This window comes from Pseudomonas putida (assembly GCF_001636055.1).
In the GTDB taxonomy this organism is placed as follows: Bacteria; Pseudomonadota; Gammaproteobacteria; order Pseudomonadales; family Pseudomonadaceae; genus Aquipseudomonas; species Aquipseudomonas machongensis.
This window is the reverse complement of record NZ_CP011789.1, coordinates 3,607,468-3,624,209: the sequence shown is the minus strand read 5'-3', so window position 1 is coordinate 3,624,209 and position 16,742 is coordinate 3,607,468. Positions and strand designations below refer to the sequence as shown.

The following is a 16,742-nucleotide window of genomic DNA, read 5'->3' as shown; positions in this document are numbered from 1 at the left end:
CAGTCTTGCGAGTGGAGTTGCACCCGGAATGAATGAGCAGGCCCAAAGCGTTGAACAACGCTTCGAATCGACCCAACAAGCCACCCTCGGTAGCTGGTCGCGTCAAGACACCACCTGGATGCTGGGCCTGTTCGGCACGGCCATCGGCGCAGGTACGCTGTTCCTGCCGATCAACGCCGGCCTCGGCGGTTTCTGGCCGCTGCTGATCCTGGCCGTGCTGGCCTTCCCCATGACCTACTACGCACACCGTGCGCTGACCCGCTTCGTGCTGTCCGGCAGCAAGGGCGGCGATATCACCGAGGTGGTCGAGGAGCATTTCGGCATCACTGCCGGTGCGCTGATCACCGTGCTGTATTTCTTTGCCATCTTCCCGATCCTGCTGATCTACAGCGTGGCGCTGACCAACACGGTCGCAAGCTTCATGGAGCACCAGTTGCACATGACGCCACCGCCCCGGGCGATCCTCTCGTTCGTGCTGATCCTCGGCCTGCTGGCCATCGTGCGCTGCGGTGAGCAGGCCACGGTCAAGGTCATGAGCCTGCTGGTGTATCCCTTCATCGTCGCCCTGGCGCTGCTGGCCCTGTACCTGGTGCCGCACTGGAATGGTGGCATTCTCGATACGGCTGGCCAGTTGCCGTCTGGCTCGGCGTTCGTGCACACCCTGTGGCTGGCGATCCCTGTAATGGTGTTCTCGTTCAATCACTCGCCGATCATCTCGGCCTTCGCGGTCGACCAGAAGCGTCGCTATGGCGATCATGCCGATGAGCGCAGCGGGCAGATCCTGGCCCGTGCCCACCTGCTGATGGTGGTGATGGTGCTGTTCTTCGTGTTCAGTTGCGTACTGACCCTGAGCAGCGCGCAACTGGCCGAGGCCAAGGCGCAGAACCTGTCGATCCTGTCGTACCTGGCCAACCACTTCAGCAATCCGGCCATCGCCTTTGCTGCGCCGCTGATCGCTTTTGTCGCGATTGCCAAGTCGTTCCTGGGCCACTACATCGGTGCCAGCGAAGGCCTCAAGGGCATCATCGTCAAGACCGGCCTGCGCCCGGGCGCCAAGGCCCTGGACCGCGTGGTCGCGGCACTGATGCTGGTGGTGTGCTGGATCGTCGCCACGCTCAATCCGAGCATTCTGGGCATGATCGAGTCGCTGGGCGGGCCGATCCTCGCGGTGCTGCTGTTCCTGATGCCGATGTACGCCATCCGCCGTGTGCCGTCGATGCGCAAGTACAGCGGCGCGATGTCCAACCTCTTCGTCCTGGTGATCGGCCTGGTGGCCCTGAGCTCGGTGGTCTACGGCCTGCTGAACTGAGGCCGTTGCACAGCGCAGGCGGGCGCGCGGCAATCCGCGCCTGCCTGTTGCTCTAAGCTTGCAGCCCGGCGCTAAAAGCGATTAACTCGGAATCCTTTTCAAACCCCGTATAAGGATTTCTGCCATGGCTCAAGTGACTCTCAAAGGCAACCCGGTTCAGGTCAAGGGCGAGCTGCCCAAGGTCGGTGCCCAGGCGCCTGCCTTTTCCCTGGTCGGCGAAGGCCTGGCCGACAAGTCGCTGAAGGACTATGCCGGCAAGCGCAAGGTGCTGAACATCTTCCCGAGCGTCGACACCCCGACCTGCGCCACCTCGGTGCGCAAGTTCAATGCCCAGGCCAATGACCTGACCAACACCGTGGTGCTGTGCATCTCGGCCGACCTGCCGTTCGCCCAGGCCCGCTTCTGCGGCGCCGAAGGCCTGGAGAATGTAAAGAACCTGTCGACCCTGCGTGGTCGTGAGTTCATCGAGAACTACGGCGTTGCCATCGCCGACGGCCCGCTGGCCGGCCTGACCGCCCGCGCCGTGGTGGTGCTGGATGAAAACGACAAGGTGCTGCACGCCGAGCTGGTCGGGGAAATTGCCGACGAGCCGAACTACGAGGCGGCTCTGGCTGTCCTGAAGTAAACGCTGGCCAGAGGGTCGCCCCGCGGCCCTGGCGGTTTACACACTGTTACGCCGGCCCGGAAGCCATTCCGGGCCGTTTTCATTTAAAGTTCATCGTTTTAGCAACGTCAGCCAATGGTAAATGCCTGGTAAAGGCCCTTTGCTAAAACGATGCCAGTGCTTATCGTTCAAACCTCCCCAGTCGCCATTCTCTGAACAAGGTTCGTTCAACCCATGCAAGCTTCTGCCTCCCGTTCTCCCCGTCGCTGGCTGTTCGGCCTGCTGATCCTGCTGCTGGTGGCCTTGCTGGCCTGGTGGCTGTGGCCTGCCGCTGCCCCGACGCACAAGGAGCAGGGCGTGCGCATGGGCAAAGGCGGGCGCCCAGGCTTTGGTGCCTCCAGCGACCCGGTGCCGGTGCGCGTCGAGCCGGTGCGGGTCGGCGACTTCCCGCTCTACTACAAGGCGCTGGGTACGGTGACGGCGACCAACACGGTCAATGTTCGCAGCCGGGTGGCGGGTGAGTTGGTCAAGATCCACTTCAAGGAAGGGCAGCAGGTCAAGGCTGGCGACCTGCTGGCGGAAATCGACCCGCGTTCGTACCGTATCGCCCTTCAGCAGGCAGAGGGCACCCTGGCGCAGAACCAGGCGCAGTTGAAGAACGCTCAGGTCGACCTGGCCCGCTATAAAGGCCTGTATGCCGAAGACAGCATCGCCAAGCAGACCCTGGACACCGCCGAGGCTCAGGTGGCGCAGTTCCAGGGGCTGGTCAAGACCAACCAGGCGGCAGTCAATGACGCGCGCCTGAACCTCGAATTCACCCAGATCCGTGCACCGATCAGCGGTCGCCTGGGGCTGCGCCAGCTCGACCTGGGTAACCTGGTGGCAGCCAACGACACCACGGCGCTGGTGGTGATCACCCAGACCGAGCCGATCAACGTCGCCTTCACCCTCCCGGAAACCGAGCTGTCCACGGTGCTCGAGCGCTACCGCAGCGGCGCGCGCCTGCCGGTCGAAGCCTGGGACCGTGGCGACAGCAAGCTGCAGGCCACCGGCGTGCTCGGCAGCCTCGACAACCAGATCGACACCACCACCGGCACCCTGAAGTTCAAGGGTTTCTTCGAGAACAAGGACCTCGCCCTGTTCCCCAACCAGTTCGTCAACGTGCGCCTGCTGGCCGACACCCTCAAGCAGGTGGTGCTGGCCCCGGCGGCGGCGATCCAGTTCGGCAACGACGGCACCTTCGCCTATGTGGTCAACGGCGAGAACAAGGTCAATGTGCGCAAGCTCAAGGTCGGCGCCAGCGACGGCGAGAACAGTGTGATCCTGGAGGGCCTGAAGGCTGGCGAGCGTCTGGTGCTCGAAGGCACCGACCGCCTGCGCGAGGGCACCCAGGTCGAGGTGGTCGAAGACAGCTCGCAAGTCCCGACCACCCCTGGCCAGCACCTGCAAGGCCAGGAAGCCAAAGGTTCGGCCCAGACCGGTGAGTCGAGCAAGGCGGGCGCATGAACATCTCGCGGCTGTTCATCCTGCGCCCGGTCGCCACCACGCTGAGCATGCTGGCCATCGTCCTGGCCGGCCTGATCGCCTACAAGATGTTGCCGGTGGCGGCCTTGCCCCAGGTCGATTACCCGACCATCCGTGTCATGACCCTCTACCCGGGCGCCAGCCCTCAGGTGATGACCAGCGCGGTCACTGCGCCGCTGGAGCGCCAGTTCGGCCAGATGCCGGGCCTCAGCCAGATGGCCTCGACCAGTTCGGGCGGCGCTTCGGTGCTGACCCTGCGCTTCAACCTGGACATGAACATGGATGTCGCCGAGCAACAGGTCCAGGCTGCGATCAACGCCGCCAGCAACCTGCTGCCCAGCGACCTGCCGGCGCCGCCGGTGTACAACAAGGTCAACCCCGCCGATACCCCGGTGCTGACCCTGGCCATCAGCTCCGGCACCCTGCCACTGCCAAAGCTTAACGACTTGGTCGACACCCGCGTGGCGCAGAAGATCGCCCAGATCAGCGGTGTCGGCATGGTCAGCATCGCCGGCGGCCAGCGCCAGGCTGTGCGGATCAAGGTCAATGTCGATGCCCTGGCCGCCAACGGCCTGAACCTGGACGATGTACGCACTTTGATCGGCGCCTCCAACGTCAACCAGCCCAAGGGCAACTTCGATGGCCCGACCCGGGTGTCGATGCTCGATGCCAACGACCAGCTGCGTTCGCCCGACGAATACGCCAACCTGATCCTCAAGTACAACAACGGCGCACCGCTGCGCCTGAAGGACGTTGCCGAGATCGTCGACGGTGCCGAGAACGAACGGCTGGCGGCCTGGGCCAACGAAAACCACGCGGTGCTGCTGAACATCCAGCGCCAGCCCGGCGCCAATGTCATCGAAGTGGTCGACCGCATCAAGCAGATGCTGCCGTCGATCACCGACAACCTGCCGGCCGGCCTCGACGTCAGCGTGCTCACCGACCGTACCCAGACCATCCGCGCTGCGGTGCGCGATGTGCAGCACGAGCTGCTGTTCGCCATCGCCCTGGTGGTGATGGTGACCTTCGTCTTCCTGCGTCGGGTCAGCGCCACCATCATTCCGTCGATCGCCGTACCGCTGTCGCTGATCGGCACCTTCGGTGTGATGTACCTGGCCGGCTTTTCGATCAACAACCTGACCTTGATGGCCCTGACCATCGCCACGGGTTTCGTGGTGGACGACGCCATCGTCATGCTGGAGAACATTTCCCGGCACATCGAAGAAGGCGAAACGCCGATGCAGGCGGCGCTCAAAGGCGCCCGGCAGATCGGCTTCACCCTGATTTCGTTGACCTTCTCGCTGATCGCCGTGCTGATCCCGCTGCTGTTCATGGCCGATGTCGTCGGCCGGCTGTTCCGCGAGTTCGCCATCACCCTGGCGGTGGCTATCCTGATTTCGCTGGTGGTATCGCTCACGCTCACGCCGATGATGTGCGCGCGTTTGCTCAAGCGTGAACCCAAGGAAGAGGAGCAGAGCCGTTTCTACCGCGCCAGCGGTGCCTGGATCGACTGGCTGATCGAACGCTACAGCCACGCCCTGACCTGGGTGCTCAAGCACCAGCCGCTGACCTTGCTGGTGGCGGTGGCCTCGCTGGCGCTGACGGTGTTCCTCTACATCATCGTGCCCAAGGGCTTCTTCCCGGTGCAGGACACCGGGGTGATCCAGGGCATTTCCGAAGCCCCGCAATCCATCTCGTTCAACGCCATGAGCGAGCGCCAGCAGGCGCTGAGCAAGGTGATCCTGCAGGACCCGGCGGTACAGAGCCTGTCTTCGTACATTGGGGTGGACGGTGACAACGCCACGCTCAACAGCGGACGCCTGCTGATCAACCTCAAGCCCCATGCCGAACGTGATGTCACGGCCAGCCAGGTGATCAGCCGCCTGCAGCCGCAGCTCGACCGGCTGGTGGGTATTCGCCTGTTCATGCAGCCGGTACAGGACCTGAGCATCGAGGACCGGGTCAGCCGCACCCAGTACCAGTTCAGCCTGTCCTCGCCTGACCCGGACATGCTCGCCGAGTGGAGCGGCAAGCTGGTCCATGCCCTGCAACAGCGCCCTGAGCTCACCGACGTTGCCAGCGACCTGCAGGACAAAGGCCTGCAGGTGTACCTGGTGATCGACCGCGACATGGCCAGCCGCCTGGGCATCACCGTCGCGCAGATCACCAACGCCCTGTACGACGCCTTCGGCCAGCGGCAGATCTCGACCATCTACACCCAGGCCAGCCAGTACCGCGTGGTGCTGCAGTCGCAGGCAGCGGCCAGCATTGGTCCGCAGGCGCTGGAGTCGATCCACGTCAAGGCCACCGATGGCGGCCAGGTTCGCCTCTCGGCGCTGGCGCGCATCGAACAGCGCCAGGCACAGTTGGCCATTTCGCACATCGGCCAGTTCCCCGCCGTGATGATGTCCTTCAACCTCGGCCAGGGCGTGTCGTTGGGCGAAGCGGTGCAGGTGATCGAGCAGGTGCAGCAGGACATTGGCATGCCGTTGGGCGTGCAGACCCGCTTCCAGGGCGCCGCCGAAGCCTTCCAGGCCTCGCTGTCGAGCACCTTGCTGCTGATCCTCGCCGCCGTGGTGACCATGTACATCGTGCTCGGCGTGCTCTACGAGAGCTACATCCACCCGGTGACCATCCTCTCGACCCTGCCGTCGGCGGCAGTGGGCGCCTTGCTGGCGCTGCTGCTCAGCGGCAACGATCTGGGGATGATCGCCATCATCGGTATCATCCTGCTGATCGGTATCGTCAAGAAGAACGCGATCATGATGATCGATTTCGCCCTCGAGGCCGAGCGTCACCAGGGCATGACGCCGCATGAGGCGATCTACCAGGCGGCGCTGCTGCGTTTCCGGCCGATCCTGATGACCACCCTGGCGGCGCTGTTCGGTGCCTTGCCGCTGATGCTCGCCACGGGCTCCGGTGCCGAACTGCGCCAGCCGCTGGGCCTGGTGATGGTGGGCGGGCTGCTGGTCAGCCAGGTGCTGACGCTGTTCACCACGCCGGTCATCTACCTGTACTTCGACCGTCTGGCGCGCCGCTGGCGCCCGGCTGACGACACCGCGCAGGCCGAGGCATGAACCTTTCCGGTCCGTTCATTCGCAGGCCAGTAGCGACCATGCTGCTGAGCCTGGCGATCATGCTGCTGGGCGGTGTCAGCTTCGGGTTGCTGCCAGTGTCGCCGCTGCCACAGATGGACTTCCCGGTGATCGTGGTGCAGGCCAGCCTGCCGGGTGCGAGCCCCGAGGTGATGGCCTCGACTGTGGCAACGCCGCTGGAGCGCAAGCTGGGCAGCATCGCCGGGGTCAGCACCCTGACCAGTAGCTCCAGCCAGGGCTCGACGCGGGTGATCATCGGCTTCGACCTGGGGCGCGACATCGACGGTGCCGCGCGCGAGGTGCAGGCTGCGATCAACGCTACCCGCAACCTGTTGCCCAGTGGTATGCGCAGCATGCCGACCTACAAGAAGGTCAACCCGTCGCAGGCGCCGATCATGGTGCTGTCGCTGACCTCGGACGTATTGTCCAAAGGGCAGCTGTACGACCTTGCCGACACCATCCTCTCGCAGAGCCTGTCGCAGGTCGCCGGGGTAGGGGAGGTGCAGATCGGTGGCAGTTCGCTGCCGGCCGTGCGCATCGAACTCGAGCCGCAACTGCTCAATCAGTACGGCCTGGCCCTGGACGATGTACGCACCGCAGTGGCCAACGCCAACCAGCGTCGGCCCATGGGCTTCGTCGAGGACGCCGAACGCAACTGGCAGGTACGCGCCAACGACCAGCTGGAAAAGGCCGATGACTACAAGCCGCTGGTGATCCGCCAGCAGAACGGTGCGATCCTGCGCCTGGCCGATGTGGCCAAGGTCAGCGACGGCGTCGAGAACCGCTACAACAGCGGCTTCTTCAACGACGATGCGGCGGTGCTGCTGGTGGTCAACCGCCAGACAAACGCCAACATCATCCAGACCGTGCAACAGATCAAGGACCAGCTTCCGGCCCTGCAGTCGCTGCTGCCGGCCAGCGTCAAGCTCAACATCGCCATGGACCGCTCGCCAGTGATCAAGGCCACGCTCAAGGAAGCCGAGCACACCCTGCTGATCGCCGTGGTGCTGGTGATCCTGGTGGTCTACCTGTTCCTCGGCAACCTGCGCGCCTCGCTGATCCCGAGCCTCGCTGTGCCGGTGTCGCTGGTGGGCACCTTTGCGGTGATGTACCTGTGCGGCTTCTCGCTGAACAACCTGTCGCTGATGGCGCTGATCCTGGCCACGGGCCTGGTGGTGGACGATGCCATCGTGGTGCTGGAGAACATCTCCCGGCATATCGAGAACGGCGCCAAGCCCATGCGCGCGGCGTTCCTGGGCGCCAAGGAAGTGGGTTTCACCCTGCTGTCGATGAACGTTTCGCTGGTGGCCGTGTTCGTTTCCATCCTGTTCATGGGTGGCATCGTGCGCGGGTTGTTCCAGGAGTTCTCGATCACCCTGGCGGCGGCGATCCTGGTGTCGCTGCTGGTGTCCCTGACCCTCACGCCGATGCTCTGCTCGCGCTGGCTCAAGCCCCATGCGCCACAGGGCCAGACGCGCCTGCAGCGTTGGAGCGACCGGGTACACCAGCGCATGGTCGAGGGGTACGACAAGAGTCTGGGCTGGGCCTTGCGCCACCGGCGCCTGACCCTGATCAGCCTGCTGGCGACCATCGTGCTCAACGTTGCCCTGTACGTGATCGTGCCCAAGACCCTGATGCCACAGCAGGACACTGGCCAGCTGCAAGGCTTCGTGCGCGGTGATGACGGCCTGTCGTTCACCGTGATGCAACCGAAAATGGAAACCTACCGCCGTGCGCTGCTCAAGGACCCTGCGGTACAGAGCGTTGCCGGCTTCATCGGTGGCAACAGCGGCACCAACAATGCCTTCGTGCTGGTGCGCCTCAAGCCTATTGGCGAGCGCAAGGAAAACGCCCAGAAGGTCATCGAGCGGCTGCGCAAGGAGCTGCCCAAGGTGCCGGGCGGACGCCTCTATCTGATGGCCGACCAGGACCTGCAGCTCGGTGGCGGTGGCCGTGACCAGAGCACCTCGCAATACCTCTACACCCTGCAGAGCGGCGATCTGGCGGCCCTGCGCGAGTGGTTCCCGAAAGTGGCTGCGGCCTTGCGCAAGCTGCCCGAGCTGACCGCCATCGATGCCCGTGACGGTGCCGGCACCCAGCAGGTGACGCTGGTGGTCGATCGCGACCAGGCCAAGCGCCTGGGCATCGACATGGACATGGTCACCGCAGTCCTGAACAACGCCTACAGCCAGCGGCAGATCTCGACCATCTACGACAGCCTCAACCAGTATCAGGTGGTGATGGAGATCAACCCCAAGTACGCCTGGGACCCCAGTACGCTCGAGCAGGTGCAGGTGATTACCACCGATGGCGCGCGCGTGCCGCTGTCGACCATCGCCCGCTACGAGAACAGCCTGGCCAACGACCGTGTCAGCCACGAAGGGCAGTTCGCGTCCGAGGATATTTCCTTCGATGTCGCCGAGGGCTACAGCGTCGACCAGGCCCTGGCCGCGCTGGAGCGCGAGGTGGCCAAGCTGGGCCTTCCCGAGTCGGTGATCGCCAAGCTCGGTGGCGACGCCGATGCCTTCACCAAGAACGCCGAAGGCCAGCCGTTCATGATTCTCGGCGCCCTGGTGCTGGTGTACCTGGTGCTGGGCATTCTCTACGAAAGCTACATCCACCCGCTGACGATCCTCTCGACCCTGCCTTCGGCCGGCGTCGGTGCGCTGCTCACGCTGTACCTGACCGGCGGGGAATTCAGCCTGATTTCGTTGCTGGGCCTGTTCCTGCTGATCGGGGTGGTGAAGAAGAACGCCATTCTGATGATCGACCTGGCCCTGCAACTGGAACGCAACGAAGGCCTGTCGCCGGAAGAGTCGATCCGCCGCGCCTGCCTGCTGCGCCTGCGGCCGATCCTGATGACCACCATCGCTGCCATCCTCGGTGCGCTGCCGCTGCTGCTCAGCCAGGCCGAAGGCGCGGAAATGCGTCAGCCGCTGGGCCTGACCATCATCGGTGGCCTGGTCTTCAGCCAGATCCTCACCCTCTACACCACGCCGGTGGTCTACCTGTACCTGGACCGCGCGCGCCACCGTTTCAACCGTTGGCGCGGCGTGCGCACCGACGCCGCCCTGGAAACCCCGCTATGAACTTTGCCCAGACCCCGCTGCACCGTGCCCTGCAACTGCTGACCCGTGGCCGTGGCTCGCGCCTGCTCGGTGCCGGCCTGTGCGTGGCGATGCTCAGCGCCTGTACCCTGAGCCCGGATTATCATCGCCCGGAGGTCAGCAGCCCGGCGCAGTTCAAGCAGGCCGAGGGCTGGACCCAGGCCAACCCGTCGGATGCCATCGCCCGCGGTGCCTGGTGGGAGCTGTACGGCGACAAGGGCTTGAACGCTTTGGTCGAGGAGCTCAACCGCAGCAACCAGACGGTTGCCCAGTACGAAGCGCAGTACCGTCAGGCCCAGGCCCTGGTACGCAGCAGCCGCGCCTCGCTGTTCCCGTCGCTGAACCTCACCACCAGCAAGAACCGTTCAGCCCAGGGCACCGGCAGCTCCAGCTCCAGCCTGTCGAACAACAGCAGCGGCATTCGCGACACCTACAACGCGCAGTTGGGCGTGAGCTGGGAGATCGACCTCTGGGGCAAGTTGCGCGAGACCATGAACGCCAATGAGTCCAGCGCCGAGGCCAGCCTGGCCGACATGGCGGCGATCCGTCTGAGCCAACAGTCGGAGCTGGTGCAGAACTACCTGCAACTGCGCGTCATCGACGAGCAGAAGCGCTTGCTCGAAGCCACCGTGGCCGCCTACGAGCGCTCGTTGCGAATGAACCAGAACCAGTACCGTGCAGGCGTCGCCGGCCCCGATGCCGTCGCTCAGGCGCGTACCCAGCTCAAGAGCACCCAGGCCGACCTGATCGACCTGGCCTGGCAGCGCGCCCAGTATGAAAACGCCATCGCCGTACTCATGGGCAAGGCGCCTGCCGAGTTCTCGCTGGCTGCCAGCAATGATATTCCGGCGCTGCCGCCGATCCCGGTAAGCCTGCCGTCGCAGTTGCTGGAGCGCCGCCCGGACATCGCCTCGGCGGAGCGCAAGGTGATGGCGGCCAACTCGAACATTGGTGTGTCGCGCGCAGCCTATTTCCCCGACCTGTCGTTGAGCATGAACGGCGGCTATTCGAGCAGCAGCTTCAACAACTGGATCGAGCTGCCGAACCGCTACTGGTCGGTCGGGCCACAACTGGCGCTGACCCTGTTCGATGCCGGCAAGCGCAGCGCCGAGGTGGACCGCACCGTGGCGGTCTACGACCAGACCGTGGCGCAGTATCGGCAGACCGTGCTCGATGGCTTCAAGGAGGTCGAGAACTACATGGTGCAACTGAAGGTGTATGCCGACGAAGCCGTGGTCCGCCAGGAGGCGCTGGATGCTGCCCGCGAGTCGTTGCGCCTGACCGAGAACCAGTACCGCGCCGGGCTGATCGGCTACCTGGACGTGGTGAACGTGCAGACCACAGCGCTGAGTAACGAGCGCAGTGTGCTGAATCTGCTGCAGGGTCGCCTGGTGGCCAGTGTGCAGTTGATCGCGGCATTGGGTGGCGGCTGGGAGGCGGGGCCGGCTTTCGCCGAGGCTGACAAACAGTAAGGTTGCAGTGCCGGCGTGATCGCGGGGCAAGCCCGCGATAGCGTCGGCACCGTGCGTAACCGACCGCTGGATCTTCCACCCTGTAGCCCCCGCAAAATCCCGTGCCTTTGCTCCCTGTTCGCGTAAAATCCTCCGCCTTTTCCGGGCCCTTCTTCGCCCTCTGCCGGAACTTGAAATGCTGACAGGTAGCTACTCCTCTTCGCTGGTGTTGATCTCGCTGTGCGTGGCCATCCTGGCATCCTACACCGCACTCGACCTCGCAGGCCGCATCGCCACCGCCAAGGGTCGCGCGGTGTATCTGTGGATGGGCGGCGGGGCGCTGGCGATGGGAACCGGCATCTGGTCGATGCACTTTATCGGCATGCTGGCCTTCGAGTTGCCCATCGAGCTGGGCTACGACCTGGGCTTGACCGCGCTGTCACTGCTGATCGCCGTGTTGTCTGCAGGCTTTGCCTTGTGGTTGGTCAGCCAGCCGCGGTTGAGTTGCCCGCAGGTGGGCTTGGGTGCGCTGTTCATGGGTACCGGGATCGCCTGCATGCACTACACCGGCATGGCTGCCTTGCAGATGCTGCCCGGGATCGACTACGACCCGGCGCTGTTCGGTGCTTCGCTGGCCATCGCCATGGGCGCCTCGGCGGCAGCCTTGTGGATTGCCTTCCGCCTGCGCAGGCAGACGCCGTACGTTCGGCAGATCCGCGGTGCCGCAGCGGTGCTGATGGGGGTTGCCATCGTCGGCATGCACTACACCGGCATGGCGGCGGCCAACTTCCCCGTGGGCAGTTACTGCGGTGCGCTGGTCGGCGGGTTGTCTGGTGACTGGCTGGACTATGCAGTATTGATCACCACCCTGGCGGTGCTGGCGGTGGCCTTGCTGACGTCGGTGCTGGACGCGCGCCTCGAATCCCGCACCGCGGAACTTGCGCGCTCATTGACCCAGGCCAATCAGGAGCTGACGCAACTGGCCCTGCATGACACCCTGACCGGGCTGCCGAACCGCACCTTGCTGGCCGACCGTATCGAGCAGGCCATGGCCAAGGTGGCAGAGCAAGGCGGTTGCTTTGCGCTGATGTTCATCGACCTGGACGGGTTCAAGCCGGTCAACGATGCCTTTGGTCACCATGTTGGCGATCAGTTGCTCAAGGCCGTGGCTGCGCGGTTGCGCGGGCATCTGCATAGCCAGGACACCCTGGCGCGGATTGGCGGTGACGAGTTTGTCCTGCTGGTCGAGTTGCAGGAGCCCGACGATGCCGTGGGCGTGGCGGACAAGCAGGTCAACCTGGTGGCCAGGCCGTTCCGCGTGGCAGACCACGACCTGCAACTGTCGGCAAGCGTGGGTATCGTGCTCTATCCGGGTAATGGCCAGGACCAGCACGAACTGTTGCGCAACGCCGATGCGGCCATGTATCACGCCAAGAGTGCCGGGAAGAACGGCTACAGTTTTTTCGACACCTCGATGAACAGCAATGCCCGCCAGCAACTGCAATTGCTGCAGGACCTGCGCGCGGCGCTCGAGCATGGCCAGTTCCGCCTGTATTACCAACCCAAATTCGACGCGCACCAATGCACGCCGATCGGCGCCGAGGCCTTGTTGCGCTGGGAGCACCCCCAGCAGGGGATGTTGCTGCCGGACCGTTTCATCGGCCTGGCGGAGAAGACCGGCCTGATCATCCCCATCGGCGAATGGGTGCTGGGCGAGGCCTGTCGGCAGATGCGCCTGTGGCTGGATCAGGGCCATGAACATTGGCGCATCGCGGTGAACCTGTCGGCCATCCAGTTCTGCCATTCAGGACTGGTCGACAGTGTCGCCCGGGCCCTGGCCGATAACGGCCTGCCGGCCAACCGCCTGACCCTGGAGATCACCGAGACCACCGCCATGCGCGATGCCGATGCCAGCCTGACGGTGTTGCAGCGCCTGTCCGACATGGGCGTCGATTTGTCCATCGACGACTTCGGCACGGGCTATTCCAGCCTGATGTACCTCAAGCGTCTGCCGGCGAACGAACTGAAGATCGACCGCGGTTTTGTCCGCGACCTGGAGCATGACAGCGACGATGCCGCGATCGTCTCGGCGATCGTTGCACTGGGGCAGGCGTTGGGCTTGCGGATCGTGGCCGAGGGCGTTGAAACCGACCGTCAGCAGGACTTCCTGACCCGCTTGGGCTGCGACTCGTTGCAGGGTTACTTGCTGGGGCAGCCGGTACCGGCCGAGCAGTTCATGCAAGGGCTGAAGCAGGGCGAGGAGGGTTAACCGGCGTCGCGCAGGGTAGGGAAGGGCATGAACGCGTCCATCTCGGCTTCGACTGCCTCGATGATGCGTTCCACATCTGCCGCGGCCATGATCGCGGCGCAGGGAATACCAGCGATGGCCAGTACGGTTTCGCCGGTGGCCCGATCGAACAACCGCGCGACCATGCTGCGGGGTGCATCCATGCTGGCCTCGAAGCCCAGGGGGTGGAAATGCCAGCGCATTACCTGGCAGGCGTTGGGGAACGTCATCTTGTTCATGCCAGCCTCCATTTCCGGGTATTCGGGCGCCTGGTCGTTGTACGGCGAAACTTAAACATAGCAGCTACGGCGCCAGTGTCGCGCAGCGAACATGACAAATTGGCGAATGCTTGACCCAGGTCACATCCATGCGGCTCTGGTAAACCAGCCGCGGCCATGCGTGCAAACGTTTTCCTCGTGGCTTGGCGAGGAACGGCTGCGAGCTTGAGCGACCTGCGCTTTCAGACCAGCGGTCAACTGAGCAGGCCGGCAGCGATATTGATGGTGAAGCCCAGGATCGCGGTGTTGAACACGAAACCGACCAGGGAGTGGGCCAGTACCACCCGGCGCATGCCGCGGCTTGCCACGCCGATGTCGGAGGTCTGGACCGCGACACTGAGGGTGAAAGCGAAATAGTGGAAGTCCCAATAGTCGGGGTTGCGCTCGCCATCGGCGAAGCGCAGAGGGGGTTCCTTGCGGCTGTCGGTGTAGAACAGCCGCGCATAGTGCAGGCTGAAGATACAACCGATCAGCAACCAGGATCCGGCCACGGTCAGGCCGGTATACAGGTAGTGCAGAGCCTGCGCGCTACCGTGCAGGCCGCGGCTGGAGGCCAGTTGCAGGGTCACGGCGACCAGGCTGGCAATGGCAGCGATGCACACGGTAAACAGCACCAGGCCTGCGTTCTCGTCCTCGATGTTGGCCACCTTGCGCACGGTCTGCGATGTGGCGCGCCAGGTCAGCCACAGCACCAGCGCCAGGTACAGCCAGACGCCGAGGTTCCAGCCGGCGAGAAAACGTTGGGTCCAGTCGTCTGCGGGGATCAGCCAGCCGCCGAGCAGGCCGACGAGCGTGGCAAGGGTCAGGCGTGGGTGGGTGTGGGTCAGGCGGTAGAAAGCCATGGGCGCTCGGCGGTGGTGAGTTGCCTTCCACTTTAGCCTGCACCAGGTGATGTTGTATCGCCACGTGTTCGATCCGAACTCGATCATCAGGTAGCATCCGCGTTCGCCATCAATAAAAACCTTGCGTATCAAGGTGATGATTCGCTTCACGCAACAGGATCCACGTTTTGACCGATTCCCTGCACAATCCCTTGCTGCAGTACCTGGCACGCCTGGCGCCCTCCAGCCAGTTGACCATGCGCTATATCCTCCAGGATGCCGCCGACCGGCTGGGGTTCGCCGACTGTGACATCGCCGCGGTGCCCTGGCACCTGATCGAACCTGGCCACGTGATTGCCCTGGTGTCGGCCTTGCGTGCCGATGGGTTTGCACCCAACACGTCCTCGCTGTACGTCAATGCCGTGCGCGGGGTGATGAACGAGGCCTGGCGCCAGGGCCTGATCGACCACGAGCATCTGCTCAGGATTCGCGAGGTCAAGCCTGCGAGTGGCACGCGCCTGCCGCCGGGTCGCAACCTGCGCCGCAGCCTGATCCGCGAGCTGATGGAGGTGTGTGCTGCCGATCCGCGGCCGCAAGGTGTGCGCGATGCGGCGATCATCGCCTTGCTGTACGGCACCGGCATGCGCAAGTCCGAGTCGGTGGACATCGACTTGTGCGATGTCGATTTCCACGAGCGCAGCCTGCAGGTGCTGGGCAAGGGCAATCGGCAACTGGTCAAGTACGCCCCGGCCTGGGCCTTCGACAAGCTGCAGGCCTGGCTTGACCTGCGCCGCGCGCAACTGCCGGAGGGCACGGGGGACGATCCCTTCCTCTTCAACCGGATCCGCCGGGGCAGCCATATCACCCGTGCGCGCATCACCAAGCATGCGATCTACTACATCGCCCGCCAGCGCGGCGCGCAGGTGGGGGCGAAGATCATGCCGCACGATTTTCGTCGGGCGTTCATTACCCGGGTGATCGAAGAGCACGATCTGTCGATTGCCCAGAAACTCGCCCACCACGTGAATATCCAGACCACGGCAGGTTATGACCGCCGTGACGACAACGAGCGGCGGCGGGCGGTGGACCGGTTCGACTATTGAGGTCAGCGTTTCGCCCCGGCCCGCGTCGGTGAGTACCACTGCCAGCAGGAGCTCCCCGAGGGGGCAAGGGTCAGTGCGGGATGACGGAGGGCACTTCGTCGCCACCCAGCGAAAAGCGATACCCGGTGTCGATCTCGGGGGCGGGCCGCTGGCAGTGGGTGCGGCTGAGCAGGAACTCGAACGCCGGCTCGTACAGCCCGTCACGCACCACTGCGCCGGCAAGGACCTCGACCTGGTACCAGCCGTTGTCGAGTTCGATCATCGGCCGGCCTGGCACCTGATAGCGGGCCATGAAGTCGCCAAGGGTCTTGTTGGTGAAGTGCTGCAGCATGCGCCAGGTGAAAAGCATCAGCGCACGGTTCTCCACGTGCAGCACGTAGCCTGCGCGGCGGTGTGCCACGCGATTGCCGGCTTCGAGCAAGGCCGGGGTTCGTTCGTCAAGGCTGAAGATGATGCGGTAGGGCAGGTTATCGATGCCCGCCAGAGGCAGTACCACGCCTTCGAGCACGGCGCGGTCGCCGCTGTCGGTGCTGGTGAATTCGCGGGCAAGGTCGTCGGGTAGCGCGTTTTCATCCTTGAAGCGCGCCAGGCGCTGGATGTCGCCGACGAGGAAATAGTCGACCAGGTCGTTCAGGACTTCGCTGAATTCGTAGCGCATCGGCTTTTCCTTGTTCTATGTGCGCTGGCGGGTAAACAGAATGTAGCGGATGCCGTGGGGGCTGTCGCCTCTACCGCATTGCGCTGTGATCAATGGCGTTGGGCGATCTGGATCAGGTTGCCGCAGGTATCGTCGAATACCGCCACGGTGACGGGCCCCATTGGCGTAGGTGGCTGGGTGAACAGGACGCCGCCCGCGTGCAGGCGCGTGTATTCGGCCTGGATATCACGCACTGCGAAGGAGGTGGCCGGGATGCCGTCGGCCTTGAGTGCAGCCTTGTAGGTTTTGGCGGCCGGATGGGCGTCGGGCTCGAGCAGCAGCTCGACACCATTGGGGTCGTTGGGGGAGGTGAGGGTGAGCCAGCGGTACCGGCCCATGGCGATGTCTTCTTTGGGCTGGAAGCCCAGAACGTGATGATAGAAAGCCAGGGCCTTGGCCTGGTCGTCGACGAGGATGCTGGTGACTACGATCTTCATAGGCTGCACCGTTCCTGAGGGACGTACCT

12 protein-coding genes are annotated in these 16,742 nt (G+C 64.3%); 8 read left to right on the top strand and 4 right to left on the bottom strand.

The genetic code is table 11. From position 1 onward, the window contains the following. Positions 1-28 precede the first annotated feature (28 nt). From AB688_RS16000 to AB688_RS15970, 7 genes are all read left to right on the top strand, one after another. The gene (locus AB688_RS16000; protein WP_063545084.1) at positions 29-1,309 is read left to right on the top strand and encodes a serine/threonine transporter; all 1,281 of its coding nucleotides are present in this window, start codon (positions 29-31) and stop codon (positions 1,307-1,309) included. A gap of 124 nt (positions 1,310-1,433) precedes the next feature. After that, a complete protein-coding gene (gene tpx, locus AB688_RS15995; RefSeq protein ID WP_063545083.1) occupies positions 1,434-1,934 on the top strand; it encodes a thiol peroxidase in 501 nt (166 codons plus the stop codon). 213 nt (positions 1,935-2,147) lie between these two features. Then, the gene (locus tag AB688_RS15990; protein ID WP_063545082.1) at positions 2,148-3,419 is read left to right on the top strand and encodes an MdtA/MuxA family multidrug efflux RND transporter periplasmic adaptor subunit; all 1,272 of its coding nucleotides are present in this window, start codon (positions 2,148-2,150) and stop codon (positions 3,417-3,419) included. Beyond that, entirely contained in the window at positions 3,416-6,514 is a 3,099-nt protein-coding gene (locus tag AB688_RS15985) for an MdtB/MuxB family multidrug efflux RND transporter permease subunit (RefSeq protein WP_063545081.1), read from the top strand. Before AB688_RS15990 ends, AB688_RS15985 begins: the two co-directional genes overlap by 4 nt. Continuing rightward, positions 6,511-9,621, top strand: coding sequence for a multidrug efflux RND transporter permease subunit (locus tag AB688_RS15980; RefSeq protein WP_054890813.1), 3,111 nt, complete (start codon positions 6,511-6,513; stop codon positions 9,619-9,621). Before AB688_RS15985 ends, AB688_RS15980 begins: the two co-directional genes overlap by 4 nt. After that, positions 9,618-11,111, top strand: coding sequence for an efflux transporter outer membrane subunit (locus tag AB688_RS15975; protein WP_054890812.1), 1,494 nt, complete (start codon positions 9,618-9,620; stop codon positions 11,109-11,111). Before AB688_RS15980 ends, AB688_RS15975 begins: the two co-directional genes overlap by 4 nt. A 175-nt stretch (positions 11,112-11,286) precedes the next feature. Next, positions 11,287-13,359, top strand: a complete 2,073-nt coding sequence (locus tag AB688_RS15970; protein WP_063545080.1) for a putative bifunctional diguanylate cyclase/phosphodiesterase — start codon at positions 11,287-11,289, stop codon at positions 13,357-13,359. Here AB688_RS15970 and AB688_RS15965 read toward each other — a convergent pair. Both AB688_RS15965 and AB688_RS15960 read right to left on the bottom strand, forming a co-directional pair. Continuing rightward, on the bottom strand, positions 13,356-13,616 hold the full coding sequence (locus AB688_RS15965) for a DUF1652 domain-containing protein (RefSeq protein WP_054890810.1): 261 nt from the start codon (positions 13,614-13,616) through the stop codon (positions 13,356-13,358). The genes AB688_RS15970 and AB688_RS15965 overlap by 4 nt on opposite strands. Before the next feature lie 233 nt (positions 13,617-13,849). Continuing rightward, entirely contained in the window at positions 13,850-14,497 is a 648-nt protein-coding gene (locus AB688_RS15960) for a DUF1345 domain-containing protein (RefSeq protein ID WP_063545079.1), read from the bottom strand. A 167-nt stretch (positions 14,498-14,664) separates the two neighbouring features. On the opposite strand from AB688_RS15960, the gene AB688_RS15955 reads away from it, so the two are divergent. Continuing rightward, positions 14,665-15,579, top strand: coding sequence for a site-specific integrase (locus tag AB688_RS15955; protein WP_063545078.1), 915 nt, complete (start codon positions 14,665-14,667; stop codon positions 15,577-15,579). 70 nt (positions 15,580-15,649) lie between these two features. Here the strand turns inward: AB688_RS15955 and AB688_RS15950 are convergent, their stop codons facing one another. Then, positions 15,650-16,237: a hypothetical protein gene (locus AB688_RS15950; RefSeq protein WP_054890807.1), complete on the bottom strand. Its 588-nt coding sequence runs from the start codon at positions 16,235-16,237 to the stop codon at positions 15,650-15,652. Between the two features lie 89 nt (positions 16,238-16,326). Further along, complete coding sequence (locus tag AB688_RS15945; protein WP_063545077.1) at positions 16,327-16,713, bottom strand: VOC family protein; 387 nt, start codon at positions 16,711-16,713, stop codon at positions 16,327-16,329. Positions 16,714-16,742 lie beyond the last annotated feature (29 nt).